Origin of the sequence: Caenimonas aquaedulcis, assembly GCF_015831345.1 — a bacterium.
Taxonomy (GTDB): Bacteria; Pseudomonadota; Gammaproteobacteria; order Burkholderiales; family Burkholderiaceae_C; genus Ramlibacter; species Ramlibacter aquaedulcis.
The window spans coordinates 3,459,586-3,485,978 of the sequence record NZ_JADWYS010000001.1; the positions used below are offsets into that span (position 1 = coordinate 3,459,586).

Genomic DNA, 26,393 nt, shown 5'->3' on the forward strand with positions numbered 1-26,393 from the left:
GGCGATTATGGACAAGTCACAGGAAAAAAGGGCTTTGCGCAAACAGCTCGTCGAGCAGCGCCTCGCCATGCCGGACCGCGCCGTACGCTCGGACCTGCTGCAGCGCGTGATGCGCATCTGGCTCGTGAACCGCCCCGACATCGTGATCGGCGCGTACTGGCCGATCAAGGGCGAGTTCGATCCGCTGCCCGCGTTGCACCGCTGGAAGGAAGACGGCGAACTGCTGGACGAGCCGCAGCCGCGCCGCATCGGCCTGCCGGTGGTGGACAAGCTTCATAAGACATTGAAGTTCCACGCATGGTTCCCCGGATGCCCGATGGAAGAAGACGCCTACGGCATTCCCAAGCCCAAGGACACGGAAGTGATCGTGCCCACGCTGCTTTTCGTGCCCTGCGTGGGCTACGGGCCCGGGGGCTTTCGCCTGGGCTATGGTGGCGGCTTCTACGACCGCACGCTGTCCAACCTGCAGCCCAGGCCCTATACCGTGGGGCTGGGTTTCGTGCACGGATTCCTCGACGATCTCGAGCCCGAGCCGCACGATGTCCCGCTGGACGCGATCCTCAACGACAACGGGGTGGTGTGGCCCATCAGTTGACGCCCGTCAGCCTCTACCGCCTCATCGGCGGATTCCTCCGGCGCCACGCCGGCGCCTATGCCGCCTCCGGGTTCATGCTCGCGGGCATCGCCTGCCTGATCGTGTGGGTGCCGCGGCAGATCGGGCACGTGGTCGACGGGCTGGTGGCGCACCGGCTGCACGGTGCGGCGCTCTTTCGCGAACTCGCGTGGCTGGTGGCCGCCGGCGTCGTCGTCTACTTCCTGCGCGTGGGCTGGCGTCTGAAGCTCTTCGCCGCGGCGTTTCGCCTCGGCGTCGAACTGCGCGAGCGCCTCTACGGCCGCCTCGCCCTGCAGGGCCCGCAGTTCTACCAGGGCCAGCGCACCGGCGACCTGATGGCGCTGGCCACAAACGACATCGACGCGATCGAGATGGCCGCGGGCGAGGCGATGCTCGCGGGCTTCGACGGCTCGCTGACCCTGGTGCTCGTGGTGGCGATGATGTCGATGGGCGTCGATGCACGGCTCGCGGCCTGCGCGCTGCTGCCGTTTCCGCTGATGGCGCTCAGCTTCTGGTGGATTTCCCGCCATGTGCATGAAGCGTGGCGGCTCTCGCTGGACCGCTTCGGCACGCTGAACGACCACGTGCAGGAGACCTTGTCGGGGGTGCGCACCCTGCGCGCGTTGGGACTGGTCGCGCGCAGCGAGGCGCAGTTCTCGGCGCTGGCCAGTGGTACGGCGCAAGCCAGCCTGGACGCCCAGCGATGGGAGGCGTCGTACGAACCTGCGGTGGGCTTCACGCTGAGCACGGCCACTGTCACCACCCTCGGCGTCGGGTCCTGGCTCGTGTGGCACGAGCAGCTCACGCTCGGCCAGCTCACGAGCTTCAGCCTCTACCTGGGCCAGCTCATCTGGCCGATGTTCGCCGCCGGCTGGGTCCTCTCGCTGCTCGAGCGCGGCAAGGCCGCCTGGGGCCGGCTGCAGCCGGTGCTCGAGTCGCCGCTGACCGTCGAGGACCACGGCACCGTCGCCGCCGTGCAGCCGGGGCCGATCGCGCTCGGCGACGTGCGGTTCTCCTATCCGGGCCAATCCCAACTGGCGCTCGACGGCGTGACGCTGCGCATCGAGCCGGGCCAGACCCTCGGACTCGTGGGCCCGACCGGGTCCGGCAAGTCGACGCTGCTGCGGCTGCTGATGCGCCATCACGCGCCGCAGGCAGGCACGGCGAGCTGGAACGGCGTGGCGCTGGACGACTACACGCTCGATGCCCTGCGGCGCGCCATGGCCTGGGTGCCTCAGGAAGCGTTTCTCTTTTCCGCGTCCGTCGCCGACAACATCGCACTGGCCAGGCCGGATGCGTCACGCGAAGAGGTGGAGCACGTGGCCCGCCTGGCGGCCGTGCACGACGACATCCTGCGCCTGCCGCAGGGCTACGAGACCCCCGTCGGCGAGCGTGGCGTGACGCTGTCGGGCGGCCAGCGGCAACGCGTCGCCATCGCGCGCGCGCTGCTGGCGGACGCGCCGCTCCTGCTGCTCGACGATGCCTTGTCGGCGGTGGACACGGACACCGAGGCGCGCATCCTCGCGCACCTGCGCGAAGCGCGCGTCGGGCGCACCGTCGTCATCGTCAGCCACCGCCTGAGCACCGTCGCCGACGCGGACCACACCGTGGTGCTGCACGGCGGCCACGTGGTCGAGCAGGGCAGCCACGCGGAGCTGATCGCGCAACCCGGCTGGTACGCGCGTCAATGGCGCTACCAGCAACTGCAGGCGAGCCTCGATGCCAGCTGATTCCATCGCCGTTCCCGGCCTGCCCGCCGAGCCTGTCGACCGCCGCCGCACCGTCGGCGATGCGGCCGCGCTGCTCGCGCGCGCCGCCGCGCCCGACCGCCGGCACCTGTTGCACGGCATGTTCTGGCTGCTGGTGGCCGCCGGCCTGGAAGCCCTCGGCCCACTGATCGGCAAGACCTTCATCGACAGCTACCTGTTGCCCCGCAACGCGCAGTGGCCGCAGATGGCGGGCCTGCTTGCGGGCGCGCTGGTGGCCGGCATGGCGGCGAGCTGGCTGCGCTACCTGCAGCTCACGCGGCTCGCGGGCGTGGCGATGCGCTCGGTGCAGCGCATCCGCGAGAGCGTGTACGGTCACGTGCTGCGCCTGCCCATGAGCTTTTTCGACCGCGCGATCACGGGCCAGCTCGTGAGCCGGGTCACGAACGACACCGAAGCGGTGAAGACGCTCTACGTGCAGGTGCTCTTCGTCATGCTGGACAGCGTGATCGTGCTCTCCGGCGCGATGGTAGCGATGCTCTGGCTCGATTGGCACCTCATGCTGATCGTCGCCACGCTGGTGCCCGCGGTCGCGCTGATCGTGCTGCTGTACCAGCGCCTGTCCGCGCCGGCCGTCACGCGGTCCCGCGAGCTGCGCAGCGAACTCAATGCGCAGATGGCCGAATCGATCGCCGGCATGGCGGTGCTGCAGGCGAGCAATGCGGCGGAGCGATTCAGCGCGAAGTTTGCCGCCGTGAACGAAGCGCACTACCAATCGCGCCAGCGCGAGCTGCGCGCGAACGCCTGGCTGCTGCGCCCGGTGCTCGACCTGCTGAACGTGATCCTGCTCGCGGTGGTGATCGCGGTGTTCGGCGCGCGCGACCAGGGCGCGGCGCTGACTACGCTCGAAGTCGGTGTCCTCTACGCCTTCATCAACTACATCGCGCGGGTCGTCGAGCCGCTCATCCAGATCACGATGCAGTTCTCGCAGCTGCAGCAGGCGATGGTGGGTGCGGCGCGCGTGCACGCGCTGCTGAAGGAAGCCGAAGCGCCGAAGGCCGCGGAACAGGGACGCGTCACGGAAGGCGGAATCTCCATCGATCACCTGGACTTCGCTTACCAGCCGGGCCAGCCGGTGCTGCATGACCTGAACCTGCACATCGAGCCAGGAAGCTTCCACGGCATCGTGGGCCACACGGGCAGCGGCAAGAGCACGCTGCTGTCGCTGCTGCTGCGCTTCTACCCCGCGCCGCCCGGCAGCATCCGCGTCGATGGCACGCCGGTCGATGCGATCGCGGAAGACCATTTCCGCGATCGTGTGGGCCTCGTGCCGCAAGACCCGTTCCTGCTCGCGGCCAGCGCACGCGAGAACATCGACATGGGCCGCGGCCTCGGCGACGAGCGGATCGAAGCGGCCGCGAAAGCTGCGCATGCCCACGACTTCATCCTCGCGCTGGAGCAGGGCTATGCGACGTCGCTGGGCGAGGGCGGCGCGCGCCTGTCGGTGGGGCAGAAGCAGCTGCTCGCGATCGCGCGCGCCCTGGCGGGCGATCCTCGCATCCTCTTCCTGGACGAGGCGACCTCGCACATCGATTCGGAGACCGAGCAGATCGTGCAGCGGGCACTCACCGAGTTGCGCGGCCGCGTGACGATCGTCGCGATCGCGCACCGCCTCTCCACCATCCGCGACGCCGACCGCATCGTCGTGCTGAATCACGGCCGCATCGCGGAGCTGGGCACGCATGCGGAGCTGATGGCGATGCCGCAGGGGCTGTACCAGCGGCTGTACCTGCTGCAGCAGCTGGAGGAGGAGGGGGCGGGGTGATTCCTGCCTAGTCCAGGTTGTCGACCGTATCCGGGTCCGGCACTTCGCCGATCGTCTCCCTCGTCGCCTTCGCCTGCGTCTTCAGCCACGCGCAGAAGGCCTTGATCTCCGCCCGATGCGCGCTCCTCGGCCCCACGATGAGCCAGTAGGCCATCGGTGAATCCATGCGCTTGTTCGGGAGCGGCTCCACCAGGTCGCCGTTGGCCAGGCTCTCCGCCACCATCGGCAGGCGCGCGAGCACCACGCCCTGGCCCGTCAGCGCGGCCTGCACCATCTGGTAGGCATAGTTGAAATAGAGCCAGCGCTTGGCCTGCAGCTTGGGCATGCCATTCTCGTCGAACCAGCGGCGCCAGGTGAGCCACTCCAGGTGCGTCGCCTGCGCGTCGCCCGCTTCGATCAGCGCGAAGTTCACCAGGTCCGCCGGCTTCTTCAGGGGCGGGCCGCTCTTGAGGAGCCACGGGCTCGCGACCGGCGTGAGCTGCTCGCCGAACAGGCGCACCGCGTGCGGCGGCATGTTCGCCGTGGGGCCGTAGCGCAAGGCGAGGTCCACGTCCGCGATGTCGAGGTCCAGCGAGCTGTCGGACGCGTCGATGCGGATGTCGATGTCGGGGTTGTCGCGCTGGAACTGCTCCAGCCGCGGGATCAGCCACATCGAGGCGAAGGAGGCGAAGGTCGTGAGCGCCACCGACCGGCGTCCCGCGGTCTGGCGGATCTGCCGCACCGCGTTGTCGATGCGCGGCAGGGAATGCGACACGGCCATCAGCAACTGCGCGCCCGCGCTCGTGAGTTCCACCGCGCGCGTGTGGCGCAGGAAGAGGCTCACGCCGACTTCCTCTTCCAGCGCCTGGATCTGGCGGCTTACGGCGGACTGGGTGAGCGCCATTTCCTCCGACGCCGCGCGGAAGTTCAGGTGGCGCGCGACGGCCTCGAAGGCGCGCAGGTGGCCGGCCGACACCGGGCGCGTGCGAAGGTGGGTTTGCGAGTGCTGCATATGCCAGTCCTTGTCAGGAGCGATGCCCCCATTGATGCGGATTGGGAATCAATAGGTTAGCCGTATTTCATTGGACTGCCAAGCCTTGCTCGCCGATGATTCATTGCCGAATAGCCCCACCAGGAGATACGCCATGGCATTCCAAACCTTCCCCCAAACGCAACAATCGTCCGACAGCCCGGTGCTGCCCGGGACGTGGAAGCTGGTGCCCGGGCGAGCCATCACCCTGGAGCCGCGCGAGGCCGGGACGCTCAAGGTGGCGCACGGCCAGCTGTGGGTCACCTACGAAGGCCCGCATGAAGGCGCGCTCAACGAATCGGGCGACCTCTTCATCGGCGTGGGCAACGAGGTGGTCCTGCGGGCGGGGCAGCGCCTGGTAGTCGAGGCCTGGAACGATCACGCGCCGTCCTACTTCAGCTGGGATCCGCTCCCCGAGCCGGTTCGGGCACCGCGCATGGTGCGCGTGATGCAGCCGCTGGCGGACCTGCGCGTGGCGCTCGCGATGACGGCCCGCGCGCTGGGCGGGTTGGCCGCAGGTCTCGGCGGCCTGGCGTTGGACCTCGTCACGCCGCGTCCCCGCGAGACCTGCCCCGCGCACGGCGCTGCGAGCTGACGCGAAGGAGCGGTCGGGAATAATGGCCTCCCATGGCCCGGCCCAAGTCTTCCCAGCACGAACTCAAGCGCGACGAAATCCTGGACGTGGCCGCGCAATGCTTCGCGGACCGCAGCTACCCCGCCGCCAGCATGAACGACATCGCCGCGGCCTGCGGCACGTCCAAGGCGCGGCTCTATCACTACTACGAGAGCAAGGAGGCGATCCTCTTCGACCTGCTCGATCGCTATACCCAGCGCCTGCTGGCGGTGATCGCGCAGGCCGAAGCCGCGGCGCAGCGGCGCAACCTGGATGACCGCGACGCGCTGCACGAACTCGTGCGCGGCTTCTTGGAGGAATACGAACACTCCGCCACGCGCCACGTGGCGCTCCTGCACGACACGAAATTCCTGGGCGTGGCGCAGCGCGACCTGATCGTGAACCGCCAGCGCGACGTCGTCTCCGCCGTCACGCGCTTCCTGCGGCGCGCGTATCCGAAGCGCGTGACGTCGGTAAACCAGACGCCCGTCACCATGATGCTGTTCGGGATGATCAACTGGACCTTCACCTGGCTGCGCCCCGGCGGCGCCATGAGCTACGCGGCGTTCGCCGAGGAAGTCGTCGCGATGCTCGACCAGGGGCTCGCGTCGTGACGGGGGTGCACCTCGTGGTGATGGGCGTCTCCGGCTGCGGCAAGTCGGCGGTGGGCCAGGCCGTGGCGGACGCGCTCGCGCTGCCGCTGATCGAGGGCGATGCATTCCATCCCGCCGCGAACGTGGACAAGATGAGCCGGGGAGTGCCCCTGCAGGACGAAGATCGCGCCGGATGGCTCGCGCGGCTCGGCGACGAGCTGTCGCGGCATCCGCAGGGGGCGGTGCTCACCTGCTCCGCGCTCAAGCGCTCCTATCGCGACCTGCTGCGCTCGCACGCGCGCGGGCTGCGCTTTCTCCATCTGCAGGTCACGCAGGACGAGGCGCTGCGCCGCGTCGCCACGCGCGGCGGGCACTTCTATCCGCCGAGCCTCGTGGCGAGCCAGTTCGAGGCGCTGGAAAATCCCGCGGGCGAGGACGGCGTGCTCGTCGTCGACGCACAGCGCCCGGTGGCCCAGGTGACGCACGAGACCGTGGCGTGGATCAATTCAACAATCCGTAATTGATTACGCATAGGTAAAATCGTCCTTTTGCACGCCGCAGTGAGGAGACACGATGTCCAAGGCATTCGCCAGCCAGGCCGACCTGGCCGACAAGAAGATCACGTTCGAGCAGCTCAGCGCGCATTGCTGGGCCTACACCGCGGAAGGCGACCCGAATTCCGGCGTGATCATCGGCGAGAAGTTCATCATGGTGAGCGACGCGACGGCCACGCCGGCCATGGCGCAGGACCTGATCGCGCGCATCCGCACCGTGAGCGACAAGCCGATCAAGTACGTGCTGCTCACCCACTACCACGCGGTGCGCGTGCTGGGTGCCAGCGCCTATGCGGCCGAGGGCGCCACCGAGATCATCGCGAGCCAGGGCACCTATGAGCTCATCGTCGAGCGCGGCGCGCAGGACATGCAGTCGGAGATGGAGCGCTTTCCGCGCCTGTTCCGCAACGCCGAAAGCGTGCCGGGGCTCACTTGGCCCACGCTCGTCATCGGCGGCGGCGACCCGGTGAAGGGGGAAGTCCCCGGCAAGCTTACGCTGGACCTCGGCGGTGTCACGGTCCAGGTGTGGCACCCGGGCCCGGGTCACACCCGCGGCGACACGATCGCCTGGGTGGCGGACGAGAAGGTGCTGTTCTCGGGCGACCTCGTCGAGTACGAAGCGGGTGTTTACACCGGGGACGCGCAGCTCGAGGAGTGGCCCGCGACGCTGGAAGCGCTGCGCGCGCTGCGGGCGGAAGCGATCGTGCCCGGCCGTGGCGAGGCGATGAAGGGCCAGGCCGAGGTCAACAAGGCGCTCGACTACACGAAGCGCTGGGTGGAAACACTCTATGCCTGCGGCAAGGAAGCGGCCGCGCAGAACCTGGACCTGAAAGCCGCGATGGCGCACACGCGCAGCAAGATGGACCCGATCTTCGGGCATGTCTTCATCTACGAGCACTGCCTGCCTTTCGACGTGAGCCGCGCGTACGACGAGGCCAAGGGCATCAAGAACCCGCGCATCTGGACGGCCGAGCGCGACAAGGAAATGTGGGCGGCGCTGCAGGCCGGCTGAACGTAAGGAGCTTGTAGGCCGGCGACTACAGGGCCGTCGGGCGGCAGACGACAAACCGGCGGAATCGGGGCTTCTAAGCTGGTGCAAACGGAGCACCAAAATGATTCGCAAGCCCCACCGCATTCTTCAGCAGCAACCCCGCCGCAACATGGACCCCCAGCAGCAGCAGGGCGGATCCAACGATTTCCAGCCCAAGGCAGCCGGCCAGAAGCCCGAGCAGCAGATGGGCGAAGGCAGCTACGAAGGCACCCGCGACTACAACCAGCGCACGGCCGAATACCTCAAGAAGAACGACGTGCAAAAGGACGCCGAGGCCGCGAGGCCGCGCTCCGAGCAGGAAGCCGCGGAACTCAAGCGCGCCGAGGAGGAGGGAAAGTCCCACTCCAAGGGCGAGCACTGACGCCCGGCATTCATCGCTGGGCAGCGAGTTCCTGCAGATCGCGCTGCCATGCGCGCAGCCGGCGTGCCGCCACGTTGCGCTGCGCGGGCGTCATGCTGTTGTGCAGCGCCGAGAAGCTCCGGCACCCTTCTTCGATCATCGATTGCTGGTAGCTGCGCTCTGCCGCGGCAGCCGGCTCCCGCATGCGATCGAGGAAGCCGCGCATCAGCGCCCTTGATTCGGCGAGCGTCATCGACGACGTTGCCGAGACGGCACGCAACGTCTGCAAGGCGTCGCGTTGGCGCCGCTGCCGCTCCGCGAGCATGCGCGCCGGATCGAACGACGACTGCTGGATCTGCCGCCGCAGCACCGCGAGCTGCGCGTCGTCCAGCTTGCCGTAGATCATCTCGCTTCGCTCGGTGAATTGCTCCAGGCGCTTTTCCGCGAGCTCGGATGCGTTGAGCTCCACCCATTCCTTACGGAATTTCGCGTTGCCCTTGGCGTACTGGCGCTCGAGGTGCTGCAGCTGCGCGGCGCTCAGGCCGCTCGCCAGGGTCACCACCGCGGGCTCCGCTTCGATCGCCAGGACGTCCAGGCGTTCGCGCACCTTGCCGAAGTAAGCGCAGGCCTGCGCCGGAGCGATGTCGCCGGGTACCGCCTCCTCGATGGTGCGCAGCAGCGAGGCGAATTGCGGCAGTTCGTTCGCGCGGTGCCAGCGGTGGAGGCGGCCGAGGTCCTGCCGCACGCGCACGGACTGGTCGTCGCTGAAATCGACGTAGCCGTCGAGCCACCAGTAGGCGATCTCGTCGAGGTTGTTGTAGCCGAGCTTGATGGTGCTGCAGCCGGCGAGCAGCGCCGCGGCGGCCAGCACCCCGATAATGTTGCGCAGGCGAAAGAAGATGTTCATCGAGGCCCAAGGAGTGAGTTCATGACAGCAATCGACGTGGTCATCATGGCAGCGGGCAAGGGCACGCGCATGAAAAGCCGACTGCCCAAAGTGTTGCACCGTTTGGCCGGCCGTGCGCTGCTGCACCACGTGATCGCGAGCGCGCAGGCGCTGCAGGCCCGCAAGGTGGTCGTCATCACGGGCAACGGGGCTGACCAGGTGGAGCAAGCCGTGTCGGGCTGGGCGCATCCCGGGGCGCCGGCGCCGGTGTTCGTGCGGCAGGAGCCGCAGCTGGGCACCGGCCACGCCGTGCAGCAGGCCGTTCCCGTGCTGCCCGACGACGGTGTCGCGCTCATCCTCAACGGCGACGTGCCGCTGATCGAAGCGGCGACGCTGCAGTCGCTGGTCGAGAGCGCCGGGGCGAAGCGGCTCGCGCTGCTGAGCGTGGAGATGCCCGACCCGGCGGGCTATGGGCGTGTCCTCCGTACCGGCGACGCCGTTTCCGCGATCGTCGAACACAAGGACGCCTCGCCCGCCCAGCGTGAGATCCGCGAGGTGTACACCGGCTTCATGGCCGTGCCCAACGCGCTGCTCAAGCGCTGGCTCTCGCGGCTCACCAACGACAACGCGCAGAAGGAGTACTACCTCACCGACATCGTCAAGCTGGCGGTGCAGGACGGCGCGCAGGTCGTGGCGGTGAAGACCGCGGACAAGGTGCAGGTCGACGGCGTGAACAGCCCGGTGCAGCTCGCCGAACTGGAGCGCGCCTTCCAGCTGCGCCGCGCGCGCGCGCTGATGGAGGACGGCGTCCGCATCTGCGACCCGGCACGCATCGACGTGCGTGGCGAGCTCGCCTGCGGGCAGGACGTGGACATCGACGTGAACTGCATCTTCGAGGGCCGCGTCTCGCTCGGCGACGGCGTGCGCATCGGCGCGAACTGCGTGATCGCCAATGCGCGTATCGAGGCGGGCGCGGTGATCCACCCCTTCACGCACATCGACGGCGAGAAGGCCGGCGTCGTGGTGGGGCAGGGCGCCCTGATCGGCCCCTTCGCGCGTTTGCGGCCCGGCGCGCAGCTGGGCGCCGACGTGCACATCGGCAATTTCGTGGAAGTGAAGAACGCGACGCTCGCGCGCGGCGCGAAGGCGAACCACCTGGCCTACCTGGGCGACGCGGACGTCGGGGAGCGCGTGAACTACGGCGCGGGCTCCATCACCGCCAACTACGACGGCGCGAACAAGCATCGCACCGTGATCGAGGCGGACGTGCACGTGGGCAGCAACTGCGTGCTGGTCGCGCCGGTCACCATCGGCAGCGGCGGCACCGTCGGCGCGGGATCGATCATCACGAAGGACACGGCCGCCGGCGCGCTCTCCATTGCGCGCGGCAAGCAGGTGAGCATCCCCGGCTGGCAGCGGCCGCAGAAAAAGCCGAAGGCCTAGGCGCGTCCCTCGCGCGTGTCGCGCGGGCGGACGGGAATGCGCGGGTCGAATTTCGCGCGCTTGACCGAGAAGAAGGCTTTCACGTTGCGCACGTTGGCATCGCTGGTCAGCAGCCGCTGCGCGAGCGAGAGGTAGCCCGGCATGTCCGGCGCGTGCACGACGAGGATGAAGTCCGGGCCCGGTGAGACGCGGTAGCACTGCTGCACCGCGGGGTCACCGATGACGCGCGCTTCGAAAGCTTCCTGTTCCTCGTGGCCCTGGCGGTCCAGCGTGATTTCCACGATGGCCTGCACACCGTGACCCGTGACGGCGGCCATGCGGTCCGCGTCGAGGATGGCAACTTGCCGTTCGACCAAGCCGAGATCGCGCAGGCGCTTGACGCGGCGCAGCGCGGTGGGCGGCGACACGTGAACGCGGGATGCCAGCTCGAGATTGCTGCGCGATGCATCCTGCTGGAGCGCATCGAGCAGTGCGAAGTCCACAGCGTCCAGTTGAATATCCGGTTCATTTATCTGCATGGATGGAGTTTAATTTCATCTAGAAGATGTTGAGCAACTTAATTTCATTTATCGTCAAATTAAGATCGCATGTTTCTTGGGCCTGACCCTAAAGTTGCCTCATCTTCAAGGAGCAACCCATGTGCGGCATCGTCGGCGCGGTTTCCACCCGCAACATCGTTCCCATCCTGGTCCAGGGCCTGCAGCGCCTCGAATACCGGGGTTACGACTCCTGCGGCGTCGCCGTCTATGCTGATGGCCTGCAGCGCGCGCGCAGCACGGACCGCGTCGCGGAACTGCTGACGCAGGTCCAGCAGGAACACATCGAGGGCACGACGGGCATCGCCCACACGCGCTGGGCCACGCACGGCGCGCCCGCCGTGCACAACGCGCACCCGCACTTCAGCCATGGCCCCGGGGCCGACGCCGCCTCGCGTCCGGGCCGCATCGCGCTTGTGCACAACGGCATCATCGAGAACCATGACGAGCTTCGCGCGGCGCTCAAGGCGAAGGGCTACGCGTTCGCGAGCCAGACCGATACCGAGGTGATCAGCCACCTGATCGACAGCGTGTACGACGGCGACCTCTTCGAGGCGGTGAAGGCGGCGATCGTGCAACTCCACGGCGCCTATGCGATCGCCGTGTTCTGCAAGGACGAGCCGCACCGCGTGGTCGGTGCGCGCGCCGGCTCGCCGCTGATCCTCGGGGTGGGCGTGGAGGGTGGCGAGAACTTCCTCGCGAGCGATGCGATGGCACTGGCCGGCGTGACCGACCAGATCGTCTACCTGGAAGAAGGCGACGTGGTCGACCTGCAACTGGGCAAATATTGGATCGTGGACAAGTCGCACAAGCCCGTGACGCGCGCGGTGAAGACCGTGTATGCGCACAGCGGCGCGGCGGAGCTCGGCCCCTACCGCCACTACATGCAAAAGGAAATCTTCGAGCAGCCGCGCGCGGTGGCGGACACGCTCGAAGGTGTCGAAGGCATCGTGCCGGAACTCTTCGGCGACGGCGCGTTCCGCGTCTTCAAGGAAATCGACTCGGTGCTGATCCTGGCCTGCGGCACGAGCTACTACAGCGGCTGCACGGCGAAGTACTGGCTGGAAGGCATCGCGAAGATTCCCACGCAGGTGGAGATCGCCAGCGAATATCGCTACCGCGAGACGGTGCCGAACCCGCGCACGCTCGTCGTGACGATCACGCAATCCGGCGAGACGGCTGACACGCTCGCGGCGCTGCGCCACGCGCAAAGCCTCGGCATGGACCAGACGCTCACGATCTGCAACGTGTCGACGTCGGCGATGGTGCGCGAGTGCAAGCTCGCGTACATCACGCGCGCGGGCGTGGAGATCGGCGTTGCATCCACGAAGGCCTTCACGACGCAATTGGCGGGCCTGTTCCTGCTCACGCTGGCGCTCGCGCAGTCCAAAGGCCGGCTGACGGAAACGGAAGAAGCGAATCACCTGAAGGCGATGCGACACCTGCCCGCGGCGCTGTCGGCGGTGCTGGCGCTGGAGCCGCAGGTCATCAGCTGGGCGGAAGATTTCGCGAACAAGGAAAACGCGCTGTTCCTCGGGCGCGGCCTGCACTACCCGATCGCGCTGGAAGGCGCGCTCAAACTCAAGGAGATCACCTACATCCACGCCGAGGCGTACGCCGCCGGTGAACTCAAGCACGGGCCGCTCGCGCTCGTGACGAGCGAGATGCCGGTGGTGACGGTCGCGCCCAACGACACGCTGCTCGAAAAGCTCAAGAGCAACATGCAGGAAGTGCGCGCACGCGGCGGCGTGCTCTATGTGCTCGCGGATGCGGACACGCGCATCGAGAGCGGCGAAGGCATCCACGTGATCCGCATGCCGGAGCACTACGGCGCGCTCAGCCCGCTGCTGCACGTCGTGCCGTTGCAGCTGCTCGCGTATCACACGGCGATCGCGCGCGGCACCGACGTGGACAAGCCGCGCAACCTCGCCAAGAGCGTCACTGTCGAGTAGGCGGCGGGCGTTGACAAGCCGCGGGCGGGTGAAATATTCTTCTCCGATGCCCTCCCGCGCCCGCACCGCGCCGTCCTCCAGCGCCACGCCGGCGCCCGACAGCGCCTGCGAGGCGGCCCGCTATGCCTTGCTGAGGCGGCTCGCGCCTTCGATGCGGCATCACCTCGTCGTCAACCTGCAGCCCATCGGCATGATTTACGAAGTGCTCGACCGGCGTTTGCGCGCCGACGAGCCGGACCTGCGCGAGGTCCACGAGAGCGCGCAGAAGATCAACGGCTTCGCACGCGCGGCACTGGACTCCAGCTTGGACATGATCACCTGGCTGTCGCCGCCGCCGGAAGCGGCCACGACGGTGGCCGACGGCGTGCGCGAGTGCCTGGGCCTGCTGGCCACCAGCCTCACGTTTCGCGGTTATGCGCTTCGCAACGACGTGATGCCCTTGCAGGGCCGTACCCATCGCTCCGCGATGCGCACCGTCCTTTCGGCCACGCTGCTGCACCTGACGGACGAACACGCGCCGCCGGCGGAAATCTCGCTGTCCGCGCAGGACACGGCGCAGGCTTTCGTCTTGAAGCTCGCGCTGCGAGAGGGCGAAGGTGAATCGGGATTCACGCCGGAGCCCGCGTACCGGCCCCTGCAGTGGAATGACGTGCAGGCCCTCGCCTCGGCCGAATCGGTGGAACTGGTGCGCGAGACGAAGCAGGCGATTTCGCTGGTCCTGCCGCGCGTGGCCGCCTAGCGCACCGCGCGCCGCGGCCGCAGCGCGTGCATCAGCGCCGGCACTTCGCCGGGCAGTTCGCGCGCGAGCAAGCCCAGGGGACCGAATGTCCTCGACAGTCGCGCGCCGGCCATCGAGTGCAGCACCACGCCCCAGCAGCCCGCCTGTTCCAGCGGGGCGCCGCGCGCCGCGAGCCCGGCGATCAGGCCCGCGAGCACATCGCCGGAGCCGGAGGTCGCAAGGCCGGGCACGCTGGCCTCATGCGCCCATTGCCGGCCCGAGGGGTCCGCGATGCGGGTCACCGCGCCCTTGAGGACCACGCACGCATTCCAGGCGCTGGCCTTGTCCGCCGCGCAACCTGCATCGCACTCGATGCGATCCTTCGAATCGCCGCACAACTGCGCCATCTCCCCCGCATGCGGCGACAGCAGCACGGGCTGGGCGAAGCGCCCGACCTCCCGCTGCACGTTCATGGCGAGCGCATCCAGCACGAGCGGCGTGCGCGCCGCGATGCGAAGCAGGCGCAGCACGAATTGCACGGTGGCATCTTCGTCGGAGAAACCCGGGCCCACCAGCACGGCGTCGGCGGCGGTCACGACGTCTTCCAGCGCATCGACGCCCTCCGGCGTGAGGCCCCCGGCCGGCGTCTCGGGCAGGCCGATGATGCGTGCCTCGGGCATGGCCATCACCATCGCGGCGGCGGCGGACTGCGCCGTCGCGATGACCAGCTTGCCCGCGCCGGCGCGCAGTGCGGCCGTGGCCGCGAGCAAGGCGGCGCCGGGGATTTCGCGGCTGCCGCCGATCACGACGACGCGGCCCCGCGATTCCTTGTCGGCGTCCCCGGTCAGGGCGGGCAGGGGCCAGTCGCGCAGCGTCCTCGCATCGAGCTGGAGAGCGGCGTCGCGTTCCTTCATCGTCAGGGCTTGGGCGCGACCGGCTCGTCGGGCGCCGCGGTGACGGGGGCGCCCGCCTGCTGCAGCGGCGCGACGAAGTTCGCGCGGTCCAGCACCAGGGCGTCCGCCGCGGCGTCGTATTCGTACGCGGTCACGCCGCAGTTGGGCACGTCGCCGAGCTTGTCGATCGCGAGGATCTGCTCCTCGTCCATGCACTCGACGAGGTAGCGCATGCAGTTGACGATCACCTGGTGCCCCACGACCAGGACGCGCTGTCCCGCGTATTCGCGCGTCACCATCTCGAGCACGCTGCGCAGCCGAAGGATCACGTCGCACCAGCTCTCGCCACCCGGCGGGCGGAAGTAGAACTTGCCGACGTGCGAGCGTTGCGCGCCGAGTTCCGGGTACTTGTGCTGGATGCCGAAGTGCGTGAGGCGGTCGAGGATGCCGAATTCCTTTTCCCGCAAGCGCTCGTCCACGCGAACCGGCAGCTTGTCGGGCGGGATGCCCGCGGCCTCGCGCATCAGGCGCGCCGTGTCGCGGGCCCGGACGTAGGGCGAGCACAGCAGCACGTCCGGCCGCCGGGCGGCCGGCAGTTCGCCGAGCCAGCGGCCGAATGCGATGGATTGCTCCTTGCCGAGGTCCGAGAGCGGCGTGTCGATGTCCCGGAACGCAATGTCGATCACGTGCTGCCGCGCGGCCTCGGCGGCGTCGCGCGCGACATTGCCCGCGCTCTGGCCGTGCCGGACGATCCAGAGTGCGCCGGGCCAGCGTGCGTTCTGCTCCTTCACGGCCGCTCGAACCCCAGCTTCTTCATGGCGGCCGCCAGCGGCGTGCGCTGCTGCTCGTAGTCCGCCCAGGGCTCGTTGCCCTGGTCGAGCCGCTGGTGGACATCGCGGATGGTCCAGTGCGCGCCCCCCTTGAGCCCATCGAGCTCGTCCCACCGCACCGGCACCGAAATCCCGAGGCCGGGCCGCGAGCGGGCGGACCAGGCGCAGACCGTCGTCGCGCCATAGCCGTTGCGCAGGTAGTCGATGAAGATCTTGCCCACCCGGTTGGTGCCGCCGCTCTTGGCGACGAAGCGGTCGGGGATGGTGCGCGACAGGTGCTGCACCACCGCCTGCGAGAAGCTCTTGACCGTGTCCCAGTCGAACTGCTTTTTCAAAGGCACGACCAGGTGCAGCCCCTTGCCGCCGCTGGTCTTGAGGAACGCGGGCAGGCCGAGCTCCTGCAGGAATGCGTGCACCAGGTGCGCGGCCTGCTGGATCTGCGCCCACGACACGCCTTCGCCGGGGTCGAGGTCGAAGGTCATGCGGTCCGGCTTGCCGATCGCCGTCTTCACGCCGTTCCAGGTATGGAATTCGACGACGTTCATCTGCGCGGCCGAGAGCAGGCCCTCGGGCTTGGCGACTTCGAGCATCGGCGGGTGGCCGGGGAAGAAAGAGGGGTCGAGCTGCTCGATGCCCGGCATCTTGTAGCGCTCGGCGTGCTTCTGGAAGAAGAGCTCGCCGGCGATGCCCTGCGGCGCACGCACCAGCGACACCGGGCGGCCCTTGAGGTGCGGCATCATGAACGGGGCGACCAGCGCGTAGTAGCGCACGAGCTCGATCTTGGTCGCGCCGGACTGCGGGTCGATCACGCGGTCGGGGTTGCTCACGCGCAGGCCTGCAGGCAAGGTGACCGGCGCCTGCGTGGCAGCAGTGGTTCGCGCGGCGGCGGGCGCAGCGGATGCGGCCTTGTTCGAGGCCTTGGCCGAAGCCTTGGTCGAAGCCTTGGCAGGCTTGTCGACAGGCGCGCCGTGCCGCGGCTTCTCGCGCACGATCGATCCCGGTTTCTTGTCGTCGCGCAGGCCGTGGAACACCGAATGGCGGATGCGGTTGTCGCGCGTCCACTCGCCGAAGGCGACTTCGCAGACCAGCTCGGGCTCGACCCAGTGCACGCCGCGCGGAATGCTCGCGTTGGGGGCGAAGGGATTGCGGTCCGACGCGGCTTCGTCGAGTCGCGCGCGCATCTCGCGCAGGCTCGCCTCGTTGAAGCCGGTCCCGACGTTGCCGGCATAGTGCAGCGCGCCCTTGTCGTCGTAGACACCGAGCAGCAGCGACCCGATGCCGGTGCGCGAGCCCTTCGGGTCGGTGTAGCCGCCGATCACGAATTCCTGGCGCTGGCCGCACTTGAGCTTGATCCAGTCGGAGGACCGCCGCGTCACATAGGCGGAGTCGCGGCGCTTCGCCACCACCCCTTCGAGGCCGAGCCGGCATGCCGACGCGATCACGTCGCCGGGCGGCGCGTCGAAGACGGCGGAGAAGCGCACCTGCGGCTGCGGCTTGCGCTCGACCACTCGCTGCAGCACCGCGCGCCGCTCCTCGAGCGGCACCTCGCGCAGGTCGTAGCCCGCGCAATAGGGAATGTCGAAGAGGTAATAGACGATATTGGCGGTTCGCGCGGAGTCGAAGGCGCCCTGCAGCGCCTGGAAGTCCGCCGGCACGCGTTCCCCGGGCATGATGATCTCGCCGTCGTACCAGCCGTCCGGCAGTTCCATGGCCTGCAGCGATTTCTGGAGCTGCGGCAGCTTGTGCGTCCAGTCGTTGCCGTTGCGGGTGACGAGCTGTACCTTGCCACCCTCGGCGCGCGCCAGCATGCGGTAGCCGTCGAACTTGATCTCGTAGAGCCACCGGTCGGTGTCCTTCGGCGGCGCATCGACCAGCGTGGCGAGCTGTGGCTGCAACTCCTTGGGGAGCGTGGCCTTGCGCGCGCCCGCGGGCGGGCCGTCGGCGGCGGCAGGCGATGCGGGCGCCGCGGCGACAGGCGCTGCCCGCGTCGCAGGCACGTCCTCGAGCTTCTTCACGCTGTCGGGCATTTCATCGACCACGCTGAACTCCGATGAGGGGCGGACGAACTCGTCCTTCTCCTTGATCAACAGCCAGGGTTCCTGGCGCTCGCCTTCCCGCGCCTTCATGCGCACGAGCGTCCAGCGGCCGTGCATCTTGTGGCCGCGCAGCTCGAACTTGAGCTTGCCGTCGCGATAGCCCTTGTGCGGGTCTTCCAGCGGAATCCATACGCCCTTGTCCCAGATGATGACCTTGCCGGCGCCGTAGTTGCCTTCGGGGATGCTGCCTTCGAAGGTGTTGTACGAGATGGGGTGGTCCTCGACATGCACCGCCATGCGCTTGTCCGCCGGATCGTAGCTCGGTCCCTTGGGCACCGCCCAGCTTTTCATCGTGCCTTCCAGCTCGATGCGGAAGTCGTAGTGCAGGCGCGTCGCCCAGTGCTTCTGGATCACGAAGGCGCGCGCGGCCTCGTTGGGCGTGCCGCCCTCCGCGGGTTCAGGCGTCGCGTCGAAATTGCGCTTGTCCCGGTAGGCCTTGAGTGCGCCGGAAGATCGGTCGTCCATGATGCTGCCCTCTCCTTGCCTTTATTGCCGCTCCAGGTGCGCGACCAGCCTTTGCTCGGCGGCGCTGAGCGCCTTGTGGCCCGACGAGTCGAATTCCGCGTCGAGCTCCTTCTTGCCGCACAGCTCGAGCGCCAGGTCCAGCACGCCGGGATGGATGTACGCCTTGCGGCAGACCGCCGGCGTATTGCCCAGGCTGGCCGAGACCTCCGCGAGGACCTGCTTGATGGTGAAGGGCTCTGCCTTCAGGCACAGCGTGCGGACGGTATCGAGCGCGAGCACGCTGCCGTGCCAGGTGCGGAAGTCCTTCGCCGTGAAGCGCTCGCCGCACACGGCGTGCAGGTAGTCGTTGACATCGCCGGAACTCACGCTTCGCACCTCGCCGGCGTCGTCCTTGTACTGGAACAGCTCCTGGCCCGGCAGGTGCAGGCAGCGCCGCACGACGCGGGCGACGCGCGGATCGCGCACCTGCACCTCATGGCGCACGCCGCTCTTGCCGCGGAAGGACAGCTTCACGCGGTCGCCTTCGATGCGCGCGTGGCGGTTGCGCAGGGTCGTGAGCCCGAACGAGCCGTTCTCCTTCGCGTACTGGTCGTTGCCCACGCGGATGTAGGTGGTGTCCAGCAGGCGCACGATGGTGGCGAGCACCAGGTCCCGGGAATGGCTGTTGTCTTCGAGATCGCGCTTCACCTGCCGGCGGATGCGCGGCAGCACCTGCGCGAATGCCAGGAGGCGGTCGAATTTTCCGCTGTCGCGCTCTTCGCGCCAGCGGGGGTGGTATCTGTATTGCTTGCGGCCGCGCGCATCGCGGCCCGTGGCCTGCAGGTGGCCATGGGGGGAAGGGCAGATCCACACGTCCGTGTAGGCCGGCGGGATCGCCAGCTTGCGGATGCGTGCGATCTCCGCTTCGTCGCGCAGCCACCGGCCCTTCGCGTCGCGATACGCAAAGCTGTCGCCCTTGCGCACGCGCGAGATGCCGGGTTCGCTGTCGCTCGAAAAGAAGAGGCCGGCGGGGACGCCGGCCTCCGGGCCAGCCGCTTCGGAGCCGTTACCGGACGCGAGCAGCATGGCCGGCCGCGATCAGGACGCCGCGCGGAACTGGTCCCGCAGCATCTTGATCTGGTCGTGGTTGCGTTGCACGCCCTGCATCTGGCGCTCGACGATGAGCTTCACGCCCGCCGGCAGCGTCTGCTTGAGGGCCTTGCGATAGCGGGCGATGGCGTTGTCCTCGCCGCGCTCGCACTCTTCCAGCACCGCCTTGTCGTCGTAGGTGGTGAGCGCGGATTTCACCGACACCCAGCCACGGTGCATCGCGCCCGCGACGCTGCCGCCGTCTTCGGCCTTGCCGCCGAGGTTGCGGATCTGCTCGTTGAGCTCCTGCGCGGCGCCGCGGCAATCGTCGGCGCGTTGCATGAAGGTGGACTTCAGGTCCGCGCGCTTTGCCTGCTCGGCGCAGGCCCGGAAGCCGTACTCGCCGTCCTTGCAGCACTCCACGAGATCCTGCAGCGCATCGACCACGTCGTCGCGGTCGCCGCCTTCATTGCCCGCGCTTTGCATCGAGCCCACGGCCGCGGCAGCGCCACCGGCCTTCATGCCGCTGCGCTGCGAGTCCACGCGCTCCCAAGCCGCGCGGCTGGCCGGCTGCGCCTGCTTCCACTCGAGGCCCGAGCCCGCGCGCGCTTCCTCCCACTCGGAGGCCAGGCGCGGCTCGGCGGTTTCGAAGTCGCCGTCGTAGCGCGTGCGTCCCGTCAGGCCCAGGCGGTAGGCGGGGGCGTAGTCGTCATAGGTGCGGCCCTTCTCGTAGTAGGGCTCGCGCGAATAGTTGTCCTTCCAGTAGGCTTCCTCGGCCGTGGGGTTCACGGCCTCGCCGGCGGCCTTGCCGGCCAGCCCGCCGACCACCGCGCCCACGACGCCGCCCACCGCCACGCCGATCGGGCCGCCGATGGCGCCCATGGTGGCGCCTGCCACCGCGCCGCCGGTGGCGCCGATGCCGGTGCCGACCGGGTGCGCACCGGGTTCGTCGGTGATGGGATCGCGATTGAGGTCTTTGTCTTCAGCAGCCATGTGCGTGCTCCTTGTAGTGAGGGATGAATGTGGGTCCATCTTCGTGTCGCGGTGGAGCGGGGCGGTCAGTCAAGGAGGAGAACAACTGTAGGAAAAAGCGCCATGGGGACACGTGCGGCCGGAACTCGCCCGCCACGGCCGCGCTCACAGGGGAAAGATGCCTTGTCCTACACCCCCTCGCCCGGGGGCGGCGCAATCTGGGGGAGCGAACAACGACGAGAAGAGCAATGCCATGAAATACTCACTGCGCAAGACACCGTCGCATCTCCACCTGGCCTACAAGTACGGGGAGGCCAGCGATGGCCTGCTCGGCCGCAACTTCGTGCTGGTGGTCGATGACAAGCAACTCACGCTCGGCGTCGACCTGACGCCGAATTTCCACCTCCGCAACAAGAGCGCGGCGGCCTACCTGGACGCCGTCAACTTCGCGCACAACCACCACAAGCTGCGCTACCTCCAGTGCAGCGACAACCTGGTGCGCACGCGGCTCATCCGCGCGTGGGAGCAGGTGCAGCAGCCGAGCATGCGCATGTGCCTGGACCTCGGCCCGCGCGGCAGGTTCCTTTATTCGGTGCTGCCCCATTCGCTATTCATGGGGGGCATCCAGCTGGACGTGCAGGAGGTGCTCGAGGAAGAAGCCTCGCGCAGCCGCACGACCGTCCAGCAACCGCAACTCGCAAGGGATCACGCATGACGACCAGACTTTCTCGCGCCACCGCCGCACTCGCGGCATCGGTGCTCACCGCCGGCTTCATGGGGCTGGCATCGGCGCCCGCCCTGGCCTACGACTCGGGCTCGCTCAAGGCGAAATACACCGAGCTGCAGGCCGAACTTCAGGACCCGAACAACACCTTCCGCCAGCCGGTGCACGTCGACTCGTCGCAGTCCGGCGACAACCTGAGCGGCGAGGTGTATGCGGTGGTGCCGCACGCCTTCAAGGACTTCGAAGCGGCGATGAAGGACCCCTCGGACTGGTGCGACATCCTCATCCTGCCTTTCAACACCAAGTATTGCCACGCGGCGCCGGGCGCGAATGGAGCGCAGGTGCTCCAGGTGCGCATCGGTCGCAAATCCGACCAGCCGGTGGACGAGGCGTACCGCATCGACTTCGCGCTGCAACCGGTCGCCGCTTCGGCCCAGTACTTCGAGAGCCGCCTCACCGCGCCGACCGGCCCGGTCGGCACGCGCGACTACCGTATCGCCGTCTCGGCTGTGCCGCTGGAGGGCAACAAGACGTTCATGCACCTGAGCTATTCGTACGGCTACGGCGCCACGGGGCGCTTCGCGATGGGGGCCTACCTCTCGACCGTGGGTGCGAGCAAGGTCGGTTTCACCGTGACCGGCAAGGACGCGAACGGCCAGCCCGTCTACATCGGCGGCGTGCGCGGCGCGATCGAGCGCAACGTGATGCGTTACTACCTGGCGATCAACGCGCACCTGGCGTCGATGTCGGCAGCGCCCGCGCAGCGACTGGAAAAGCGCATCCAGACCTGGTTCGACAGCACGGAGCGCTATCCGCGGCAGTTGCGCGAGATGGATCGCTCGGCCTACGTGGCGATGAAGCGCACGGAAGCGGAGCGGCAGCTGACGGCGCTGCAGTAGGCGGGTTTACTTCAAGCCGGCGGCTGCGCGCAGCGCTGCGGCCTTGTCGGTGCGTTCCCAGGTGAATTCGGGCTCCTCGCGGCCGAAGTGGCCGTAGGCCGCCGTCTTTTCGTAGATCGGGCGCAGCAGGTCGAGCATCTGGATGATGCCCTTGGGACGCAGGTCGAAGTGGTCGTGCACGAGCGACGCCAGCTGGTCGTCGGGGATCACGCCCGTGCCTTCCGTGTAGATCGTCACGTTCATCGGCTTGGCCACGCCGATCGCATAGGCGACCTGGATCTGGCACTGGCGCGCGAGGCCGGCGGCGACGATGTTCTTGGCGACATAGCGCGCGGCATACGCGGCGGAACGGTCCACCTTGCTCGGGTCCTTGCCGGAGAATGCTCCGCCGCCGTGCGGGCAGGCGCCGCCGTAGGTGTCCACGATGATCTTGCGGCCGGTGAGGCCGCAGTCGCCCTGCGGGCCGCCGATGACGAAGCGGCCGGTCGGGTTGATCAGGTAGCGGGTCTCCTTCAGCCACTCCTTGGGCAGCACCGGCTTGATGATCTCCTCGATGACCGCCTCGTTGAACGAGGCCTTCATCTTCGTGTGCGTCTCGCTCTGGTCGGGGCTGTGCTGGGTGGAGAGCACCACGGTGTCGATGCTGTGCGGCTTGCCGTCCACGTAGCGCATCGTCACCTGGCTCTTCGCGTCGGGGCGCAGGAAGGGCAGCCGGCCATCCTTGCGCAACTGGGCCTGGCGCTCCACGAGCCGGTGCGCGTAGTAGATCGGCGCGGGCATGAGCTCGGGCGTTTCGTCGCAGGCGTAGCCGAACATCAGGCCCTGGTCGCCCGCGCCGGTGTTGAGGTGGTCGTCGCTCGCGTGGTCCACGCCCTGCGCGATGTCGTTGGACTGCTTGTCGTAGCAGACCATGACGGCGCAACCCTTGTAGTCGATGCCGTATTCGGTGTTGTCGTAGCCGATGCGCTTGATCGTGTCGCGCGCGACCTGGATGTAGTCGACGTGCGCGTTGGTGGTGATCTCGCCGGCCAGCACGACCAGGCCGGTGTTGGTGAGCGTTTCCGCGGCGACGCGGCTGCGCGGGTCCTGCCGGAAGATCGCGTCGAGGATCGCGTCGGAGATCTGGTCCGCGACCTTGTCGGGGTGGCCTTCGGAGACGGATTCGGATGTAAAGAGGAAATCGTTCGCCATTTGAATAAACTCCGTGGGTTGTGGTCAAGGCGCGTTGCCTTGTGCCGGAGCTTGGGGCGAACGCTTTAGCAGATTTTTTTAGCGTCGCCCTGCAAGTAGTTCATAACTCGGCGACGAGGGAATTCTAAACGCTTGTGAAAGACCTGTTTCGCCTCCTGGCGCGCCTGCCGCTGCCGGTGCTGCACGCCGCGGGCGTCATGCTCGGCTGGGTCGCTTTCCTCGCGTCGCCCACCTACCGCCGCCGCTTCGTCGCCAACGCGCGGCAGGCCGGCTACGGCATGGGCGCCGTGCTGGGCGCGGTCGGCGAAGCCGGGAAGCTGGTCGGGGAGGCGCCGCGGCTCTGGTTCGGCAAGCCCGTCACGCTCCTGTGGGAAGGCGAACACCTGATCGACCAGGCGCGCGCGGACGGGCGCGGCATCGTCTTCCTCACGCCGCACCTGGGGTGCTTCGAGGCGACGGCGCAAGGCTATGCGTCGCGTTATGGACGCATCACCGTGCTGTACCGGCCCGCGCGCAAGGCCTGGCTGCGCGACCTGGTGGACACTGCGCGGGCGCGCCCGAACCTGGCCACTGCGCCCACGACGCTGGCCGGCGTCAAGCAGATGCTCAAGGCGCTCAAGGGCGGCGAAGCGGTCGGCCTGCTCCCGGACCAGGTGCCGCCCGAAGGACTGGGCGCATGGGCGCCGTTTTTCGGCAAGCCTGCCTACACGATGACCCTCTCCGCGCGCCTTGCGCAGCAGACCGGCGCCGCCGTGCTGCTCGCCTGGGGCGAGAGGCTGGCATGGGGCCGGGGCTTTCGCATCCGCTTGCGCGCCTGGCCGGGCGAGCTCGCCGCCGAGCCGGCCGCCGCGGCCGCGCAGGTCAATGCACGGATGGAGGAACTGGTGCGCGAGTGCCCTCGCCAGTACCTGTGGGGCTACGCGCGCTACAAGACACCCGCGGCGGGGGCGGTGCGATGAGCCACCTCGGCGTTCTCTTCATGCGCTTCATCGCGCACTGGCCGCTCGCCTGGGTGCGCGGCTTCGGCTGGCTGCTCGGGTGGTTCCTGTATGCGGTGGTGGTGCCGCGGCGGCGCGTGGTGCGCGCCAACCTTGCGTTGTGCTTCCCGCACTGGACCGAGGCGCAGCGGCGCGCGCTGGTGCCGCGCGTCTTCATCCGCGTGTCGCAGGCGTGGCTCGACCGCGGGTGGTTGTGGCATGCCGATCCGCAGGTCGTGCGCGAGCGGCTGCATGTCACCGGGGCGGTGGAGGAGTTGACTGGCGACCAGCCGACCGTGATCTTCGCGCCCCACTTCGTCGGGATGGATGCAGGCTGGACGGCGATCACGCAGCAGTTCGATCGGCGCTTCACCGGCATCTACACCAACCAGGCGGACAAGGTGGTGGACGCGTGGATTCTGCGCGGCCGCCAGCGCTTCGATTCGGGTCGCCCCTTCACGCGGTCGGACGGCGTGAAGGCCATCGTCTCGTCGCTGCGCAGCGGCGCGCCCCTGTACCTGCTGCCGGACATGAACTTCGGTCCCGAGGAGTCGATCTTCGTGGAGTTCTATGGCGTGCAGGCAGCGACCGTGCCGTCGCTCTCGCGCTTCGCGAAGCTCGGGCGCGCGAAGGTCGTTCCGGTGATCGCGCGGATGACCCGCGCGGGTTACGACATCGAGGTGCTGCGGCACTGGGACGATTTCCCCACCGACGACGTGAAGGCCGACACGGCGCTCATGAACCTGCGCCTGCAGGGCTACATCGACGCCATGCCCGAGCAGTACTACTGGGTGCACAAGCGCTTCAAGACCCGGCCGGAAGGCGAAGCCGGCGTCTATTGACGTGCGAGGAACGCGCCGAGGCGCTGCGCGACGAAGGCGGGGCGCTCGTGGATGATCCAGTGGGTCGCACCTTCCACCTTCTCGAGCGTCAGGTCGGCGACGTAGTCGCCCAGTCCATCGATCAGTTCGGGCGGCAGGGCGACGTCCTCCATTGCCCACAGCACGAGCGTCGGCAGGTCCACCGTGAGCATTTCGCGCGGCAACGTGACGGCCGCGGCGCCCGGGTCTTCGGGTCGCGGCGGCCGCAGCGGCGATGCGCGGTAGTAATTGCAGCCGCCGGTGAGGCTCGCGTCCCACACGTCCCGGTACTGCTGCTTGACCGCGTCGGTCAGCCAGGTGCGGCTCTCCTCGCCGAAGAACTTCCACATGCGCCGGTAGTCGTCCTCGCGCAGGATCGCTTCCGCATCGGGGCGGATGAGGAAGTTCATGTAGGCGCTCGCGGCCTGCTGGCGGGGATTGCTCTTGAGCTCGCGCAGGAAGGTACCCGGGTGCGGCGAATTGATGATTGCCAGGCGCCGCGTGAGCTGGGGCAGCTGGTTCGCGAGGTTCCACGCGACCGCGCCGCCCCAGTCGTGGGCGACGAGGCATTCGAGCGGCGCGCCTTCGATGGCGATCAATGCGGCGATGTCCTGCACCAGCGCCTTGGCACGGTAGGCCTTGACGTCCGCGGGCTGGGTCGACCGCTCGAACCCGCGCAGGTTCGGCGCGATGCAGCGGTAGCCGCCGTGCTCCGGCTTCGCGAAATGTTCCAGCAGCTCGTCCCACACGAAAGCCGCTTCGGGAAAACCGTGCAGGAACATCAGCACGGGCCGGCCGCGCGCGCCCGCGGCGCGGCAGCTGAGCGTGATGCCGTGGGGGAGGGGCTGCTGGAGCGTCTCGATCATGGGGTGGAGGGGTGCGCCCATTGCCACAGCAGCATGGAGACTTCCTCCACGCCCTGCTTCTTCAGCGCGGAAAAGAGTTTGACCTCCCCGCCGCCCGCCTGCAGTCGCGCAATCGACAGGGCCTTGGCCGCCTCGCTGCGGTTGAGCTTGTCGGCCTTGGTGAGCAGCAGCAGGAATTTCAGGCCTTGCTCCACGCGCGGGCGGATGACTTCCAGCAGGATGTCGTCGAGCTCGGTGAGGCCGTGGCGCGGGTCCACCAGCAGCACGACGGCCTTGAGGTTCTCGCGCGTCACGAGGTAATTCGCCATGACCCGCTGCCAGCGCAGCTTGTCGGCCTTCGGAACGGCCGCATAGCCGTAGCCCGGCAGGTCGGCCAGGATCGCGTCGGTGACGCCCTGCTTTCCCAGCTCGAACAGGTTGATGCTCTGCGTGCGGCCGGGCGTCTTCGAGGCGAAGGCGAGGCGCTTTTGCTGGGTGAGGACGTTGATGCAGGTCGACTTGCCCGCGTTGGAGCGGCCGACGAAAGCGATCTCGGGCAGGTCGAGCGCGGGCAGGAACTCCAGCGTCGGCGCGGTCGTCATGAATCGCGCGGTGTGCAGCCAGCCGGTGGCGGTCTTGCTGTCGGGTGCAGCGGGGGACTGGGGGCCCGGGGCCGGGGTCATGCTTGCCTTTGTTTGCGGGGGAACCCCGGGTGGGGCATTGTAGAATCACGA

At 68.3% G+C, this 26,393-nt stretch carries 26 protein-coding genes; 15 read left to right on the forward strand and 11 right to left on the reverse strand.

All coding sequences use genetic code 11. The features are described 5' to 3' along the window. Positions 1-7 precede the first annotated feature (7 nt). The 3 genes from I5803_RS16640 to I5803_RS16650 all read left to right on the forward strand — a co-directional run bounded on the left by I5803_RS16640 (position 8) and on the right by I5803_RS16650 (position 4,144). Positions 8-595 (forward strand): 5-formyltetrahydrofolate cyclo-ligase, encoded by a 588-nt coding sequence (locus tag I5803_RS16640; protein ID WP_196987439.1) that lies wholly within the window; start codon positions 8-10, stop codon positions 593-595. 74 nt (positions 596-669) lie between these two features. Next, on the forward strand, positions 670-2,343 hold the full coding sequence (locus tag I5803_RS16645) for an ATP-binding cassette domain-containing protein (RefSeq protein WP_196988598.1): 1,674 nt from the start codon (positions 670-672) through the stop codon (positions 2,341-2,343). Further along, on the forward strand, positions 2,333-4,144 hold the full coding sequence (locus I5803_RS16650; protein ID WP_196987440.1) for an ABC transporter ATP-binding protein: 1,812 nt from the start codon (positions 2,333-2,335) through the stop codon (positions 4,142-4,144). The genes I5803_RS16645 and I5803_RS16650 overlap by 11 nt, the downstream gene beginning before the upstream one ends. 7 nt (positions 4,145-4,151) lie before the next feature. Here the strand turns inward: I5803_RS16650 and I5803_RS16655 are convergent, their stop codons facing one another. Further along, positions 4,152-5,135, reverse strand: coding sequence for a LysR substrate-binding domain-containing protein (locus I5803_RS16655; protein ID WP_196987441.1), 984 nt, complete (start codon positions 5,133-5,135; stop codon positions 4,152-4,154). Between the two features lie 133 nt (positions 5,136-5,268). Here I5803_RS16655 and I5803_RS16660 point away from each other — a divergent pair, with 133 nt between their 5' ends. From I5803_RS16660 to I5803_RS16680, 5 genes are all read left to right on the forward strand, one after another. After that, positions 5,269-5,748, forward strand: a complete 480-nt coding sequence (locus I5803_RS16660; protein ID WP_196987442.1) for a DUF2917 domain-containing protein — start codon at positions 5,269-5,271, stop codon at positions 5,746-5,748. 32 nt (positions 5,749-5,780) lie between these two features. Beyond that, complete coding sequence (locus I5803_RS16665) at positions 5,781-6,380, forward strand: TetR/AcrR family transcriptional regulator (protein ID WP_196987443.1); 600 nt, start codon at positions 5,781-5,783, stop codon at positions 6,378-6,380. Next, positions 6,377-6,883, forward strand: coding sequence for a gluconokinase (locus I5803_RS16670; RefSeq protein ID WP_354001681.1), 507 nt, complete (start codon positions 6,377-6,379; stop codon positions 6,881-6,883). Before I5803_RS16665 ends, I5803_RS16670 begins: the two co-directional genes overlap by 4 nt. A gap of 49 nt (positions 6,884-6,932) precedes the next feature. Next, positions 6,933-7,925 (forward strand): MBL fold metallo-hydrolase, encoded by a 993-nt coding sequence (locus tag I5803_RS16675; protein WP_196987444.1) that lies wholly within the window; start codon positions 6,933-6,935, stop codon positions 7,923-7,925. Positions 7,926-8,025: 100 nt separating this feature from the next. Continuing rightward, positions 8,026-8,325, forward strand: a complete 300-nt coding sequence (locus I5803_RS16680; protein ID WP_196987445.1) for a hypothetical protein — start codon at positions 8,026-8,028, stop codon at positions 8,323-8,325. Between the two features lie 10 nt (positions 8,326-8,335). On the opposite strand, the gene I5803_RS16685 is transcribed toward I5803_RS16680, so the two are convergent. Beyond that, complete coding sequence (locus I5803_RS16685) at positions 8,336-9,211, reverse strand: DUF6279 family lipoprotein (RefSeq protein WP_196987446.1); 876 nt, start codon at positions 9,209-9,211, stop codon at positions 8,336-8,338. A 21-nt stretch (positions 9,212-9,232) separates the two neighbouring features. On the opposite strand from I5803_RS16685, the gene glmU reads away from it, so the two are divergent. Then, positions 9,233-10,633: a bifunctional UDP-N-acetylglucosamine diphosphorylase/glucosamine-1-phosphate N-acetyltransferase GlmU gene (gene glmU, locus I5803_RS16690; RefSeq protein ID WP_196987447.1), complete on the forward strand. Its 1,401-nt coding sequence runs from the start codon at positions 9,233-9,235 to the stop codon at positions 10,631-10,633. Here the strand turns inward: glmU and I5803_RS16695 are convergent. Then, the gene (locus I5803_RS16695; protein ID WP_196987448.1) at positions 10,630-11,151 is read right to left on the reverse strand and encodes an Lrp/AsnC family transcriptional regulator; all 522 of its coding nucleotides are present in this window, start codon (positions 11,149-11,151) and stop codon (positions 10,630-10,632) included. The two genes, glmU and I5803_RS16695, sit on opposite strands and share 4 nt — an antisense overlap. Positions 11,152-11,270: 119 nt before the next feature. Here I5803_RS16695 and glmS point away from each other — a divergent pair, with 119 nt between their 5' ends. Then, positions 11,271-13,121, forward strand: a complete 1,851-nt coding sequence (glmS, locus tag I5803_RS16700; RefSeq protein WP_196987449.1) for a glutamine--fructose-6-phosphate transaminase (isomerizing) — start codon at positions 11,271-11,273, stop codon at positions 13,119-13,121. Between the two features lie 46 nt (positions 13,122-13,167). Then, positions 13,168-13,860 carry a hypothetical protein gene (locus I5803_RS16705; protein ID WP_196987450.1) on the forward strand — a complete coding sequence of 231 codons (693 nt, stop codon included), beginning with the start codon at positions 13,168-13,170 and terminating at the stop codon, positions 13,858-13,860. On the opposite strand, the gene I5803_RS16710 is transcribed toward I5803_RS16705, so the two are convergent. The 5 genes from I5803_RS16710 to I5803_RS16730 are packed head-to-tail and all read right to left on the reverse strand — an operon-like array spanning position 13,857 to position 20,184. Then, the gene (locus I5803_RS16710; protein WP_196987451.1) at positions 13,857-14,753 is read right to left on the reverse strand and encodes an NAD(P)H-hydrate dehydratase; all 897 of its coding nucleotides are present in this window, start codon (positions 14,751-14,753) and stop codon (positions 13,857-13,859) included. The genes I5803_RS16705 and I5803_RS16710 overlap by 4 nt on opposite strands. Positions 14,754-14,755: 2 nt before the next feature. Further along, a complete protein-coding gene (locus I5803_RS16715; RefSeq protein ID WP_196987452.1) occupies positions 14,756-15,523 on the reverse strand; it encodes a histidine phosphatase family protein in 768 nt (255 codons plus the stop codon). Then, positions 15,520-18,123 (reverse strand): DNA ligase D, encoded by a 2,604-nt coding sequence (gene ligD / locus I5803_RS16720; protein ID WP_196987453.1) that lies wholly within the window; start codon positions 18,121-18,123, stop codon positions 15,520-15,522. The genes I5803_RS16715 and ligD overlap by 4 nt, the downstream gene beginning before the upstream one ends. Before the next feature lie 21 nt (positions 18,124-18,144). Then, the gene (locus tag I5803_RS16725; protein ID WP_196987454.1) at positions 18,145-19,188 is read right to left on the reverse strand and encodes a DNA topoisomerase IB; all 1,044 of its coding nucleotides are present in this window, start codon (positions 19,186-19,188) and stop codon (positions 18,145-18,147) included. A gap of 12 nt (positions 19,189-19,200) precedes the next feature. Beyond that, on the reverse strand, positions 19,201-20,184 hold the full coding sequence (locus I5803_RS16730; protein WP_196987455.1) for a ferritin-like domain-containing protein: 984 nt from the start codon (positions 20,182-20,184) through the stop codon (positions 19,201-19,203). A 232-nt stretch (positions 20,185-20,416) separates the two neighbouring features. Between I5803_RS16730 and I5803_RS16735 the strand changes: the two genes are divergently transcribed. Next, the gene (locus I5803_RS16735) at positions 20,417-20,878 is read left to right on the forward strand and encodes a hypothetical protein (protein ID WP_196987456.1); all 462 of its coding nucleotides are present in this window, start codon (positions 20,417-20,419) and stop codon (positions 20,876-20,878) included. Next, on the forward strand, positions 20,875-21,786 hold the full coding sequence (locus tag I5803_RS16740; protein ID WP_231402442.1) for a hypothetical protein: 912 nt from the start codon (positions 20,875-20,877) through the stop codon (positions 21,784-21,786). The genes I5803_RS16735 and I5803_RS16740 overlap by 4 nt, the downstream gene beginning before the upstream one ends. A 6-nt stretch (positions 21,787-21,792) precedes the next feature. Here the strand turns inward: I5803_RS16740 and metK are convergent, their stop codons facing one another. Continuing rightward, positions 21,793-22,977: a methionine adenosyltransferase gene (gene metK, locus I5803_RS16745; protein WP_196987457.1), complete on the reverse strand. Its 1,185-nt coding sequence runs from the start codon at positions 22,975-22,977 to the stop codon at positions 21,793-21,795. 134 nt (positions 22,978-23,111) lie between these two features. Between metK and I5803_RS16750 the strand changes: the two genes are divergently transcribed. Together I5803_RS16750 and I5803_RS16755 are read left to right on the forward strand one after the other, a co-directional pair. Beyond that, positions 23,112-23,936 carry a lysophospholipid acyltransferase family protein gene (locus tag I5803_RS16750; protein WP_196987458.1) on the forward strand — a complete coding sequence of 275 codons (825 nt, stop codon included), beginning with the start codon at positions 23,112-23,114 and terminating at the stop codon, positions 23,934-23,936. Beyond that, on the forward strand, positions 23,933-24,796 hold the full coding sequence (locus I5803_RS16755; protein WP_196987459.1) for an LpxL/LpxP family acyltransferase: 864 nt from the start codon (positions 23,933-23,935) through the stop codon (positions 24,794-24,796). The genes I5803_RS16750 and I5803_RS16755 overlap by 4 nt, the downstream gene beginning before the upstream one ends. Here I5803_RS16755 and I5803_RS16760 read toward each other — a convergent pair. Both I5803_RS16760 and yihA read right to left on the reverse strand, forming a co-directional pair. After that, a complete protein-coding gene (locus I5803_RS16760; RefSeq protein WP_196988601.1) occupies positions 24,790-25,680 on the reverse strand; it encodes an alpha/beta fold hydrolase in 891 nt (296 codons plus the stop codon). The two genes, I5803_RS16755 and I5803_RS16760, sit on opposite strands and share 7 nt — an antisense overlap. Then, positions 25,677-26,342, reverse strand: coding sequence for a ribosome biogenesis GTP-binding protein YihA/YsxC (gene yihA, locus I5803_RS16765; RefSeq protein WP_196987460.1), 666 nt, complete (start codon positions 26,340-26,342; stop codon positions 25,677-25,679). Before yihA ends, I5803_RS16760 begins: the two co-directional genes overlap by 4 nt. Positions 26,343-26,393: the final 51 nt, after the last annotated feature.

What these genes read in the sequence shown, in the direction of transcription:
- I5803_RS16640 (WP_196987439.1), top strand. Translation starts at nt 8, where the DNA reads ATGGACAAGTCACAGGAAAAAAGGGCTTTGCGCAAACAGCTCGTCGAG.
- I5803_RS16645 (WP_196988598.1), top strand. Translation starts at nt 670, where the DNA reads ATGCTCGCGGGCATCGCCTGCCTGATCGTGTGGGTGCCGCGGCAGATC.
- I5803_RS16650 (WP_196987440.1), top strand. Translation starts at nt 2,333, where the DNA reads ATGCCAGCTGATTCCATCGCCGTTCCCGGCCTGCCCGCCGAGCCTGTC.
- I5803_RS16655 (WP_196987441.1), bottom strand. Translation starts at nt 5,135, where the DNA reads ATGCAGCACTCGCAAACCCACCTTCGCACGCGCCCGGTGTCGGCCGGC.
- I5803_RS16660 (WP_196987442.1), top strand. Translation starts at nt 5,269, where the DNA reads ATGGCATTCCAAACCTTCCCCCAAACGCAACAATCGTCCGACAGCCCG.
- I5803_RS16665 (WP_196987443.1), top strand. Translation starts at nt 5,781, where the DNA reads ATGGCCCGGCCCAAGTCTTCCCAGCACGAACTCAAGCGCGACGAAATC.
- I5803_RS16675 (WP_196987444.1), top strand. Translation starts at nt 6,933, where the DNA reads ATGTCCAAGGCATTCGCCAGCCAGGCCGACCTGGCCGACAAGAAGATC.
- I5803_RS16680 (WP_196987445.1), top strand. Translation starts at nt 8,026, where the DNA reads ATGATTCGCAAGCCCCACCGCATTCTTCAGCAGCAACCCCGCCGCAAC.
- I5803_RS16685 (WP_196987446.1), bottom strand. Translation starts at nt 9,211, where the DNA reads ATGAACATCTTCTTTCGCCTGCGCAACATTATCGGGGTGCTGGCCGCC.
- glmU (WP_196987447.1), top strand. Translation starts at nt 9,233, where the DNA reads ATGACAGCAATCGACGTGGTCATCATGGCAGCGGGCAAGGGCACGCGC.
- I5803_RS16695 (WP_196987448.1), bottom strand. Translation starts at nt 11,151, where the DNA reads ATGCAGATAAATGAACCGGATATTCAACTGGACGCTGTGGACTTCGCA.
- glmS (WP_196987449.1), top strand. Translation starts at nt 11,271, where the DNA reads ATGTGCGGCATCGTCGGCGCGGTTTCCACCCGCAACATCGTTCCCATC.
- I5803_RS16705 (WP_196987450.1), top strand. Translation starts at nt 13,168, where the DNA reads ATGCCCTCCCGCGCCCGCACCGCGCCGTCCTCCAGCGCCACGCCGGCG.
- I5803_RS16710 (WP_196987451.1), bottom strand. Translation starts at nt 14,753, where the DNA reads ATGAAGGAACGCGACGCCGCTCTCCAGCTCGATGCGAGGACGCTGCGC.
- ligD (WP_196987453.1), bottom strand. Translation starts at nt 18,123, where the DNA reads ATGGACGACCGATCTTCCGGCGCACTCAAGGCCTACCGGGACAAGCGC.
- I5803_RS16725 (WP_196987454.1), bottom strand. Translation starts at nt 19,188, where the DNA reads ATGCTGCTCGCGTCCGGTAACGGCTCCGAAGCGGCTGGCCCGGAGGCC.
- I5803_RS16730 (WP_196987455.1), bottom strand. Translation starts at nt 20,184, where the DNA reads ATGGCTGCTGAAGACAAAGACCTCAATCGCGATCCCATCACCGACGAA.
- I5803_RS16735 (WP_196987456.1), top strand. Translation starts at nt 20,417, where the DNA reads ATGAAATACTCACTGCGCAAGACACCGTCGCATCTCCACCTGGCCTAC.
- I5803_RS16740 (WP_231402442.1), top strand. Translation starts at nt 20,875, where the DNA reads ATGACGACCAGACTTTCTCGCGCCACCGCCGCACTCGCGGCATCGGTG.
- metK (WP_196987457.1), bottom strand. Translation starts at nt 22,977, where the DNA reads ATGGCGAACGATTTCCTCTTTACATCCGAATCCGTCTCCGAAGGCCAC.
- I5803_RS16755 (WP_196987459.1), top strand. Translation starts at nt 23,933, where the DNA reads ATGAGCCACCTCGGCGTTCTCTTCATGCGCTTCATCGCGCACTGGCCG.
- I5803_RS16760 (WP_196988601.1), bottom strand. Translation starts at nt 25,680, where the DNA reads ATGATCGAGACGCTCCAGCAGCCCCTCCCCCACGGCATCACGCTCAGC.
- yihA (WP_196987460.1), bottom strand. Translation starts at nt 26,342, where the DNA reads ATGACCCCGGCCCCGGGCCCCCAGTCCCCCGCTGCACCCGACAGCAAG.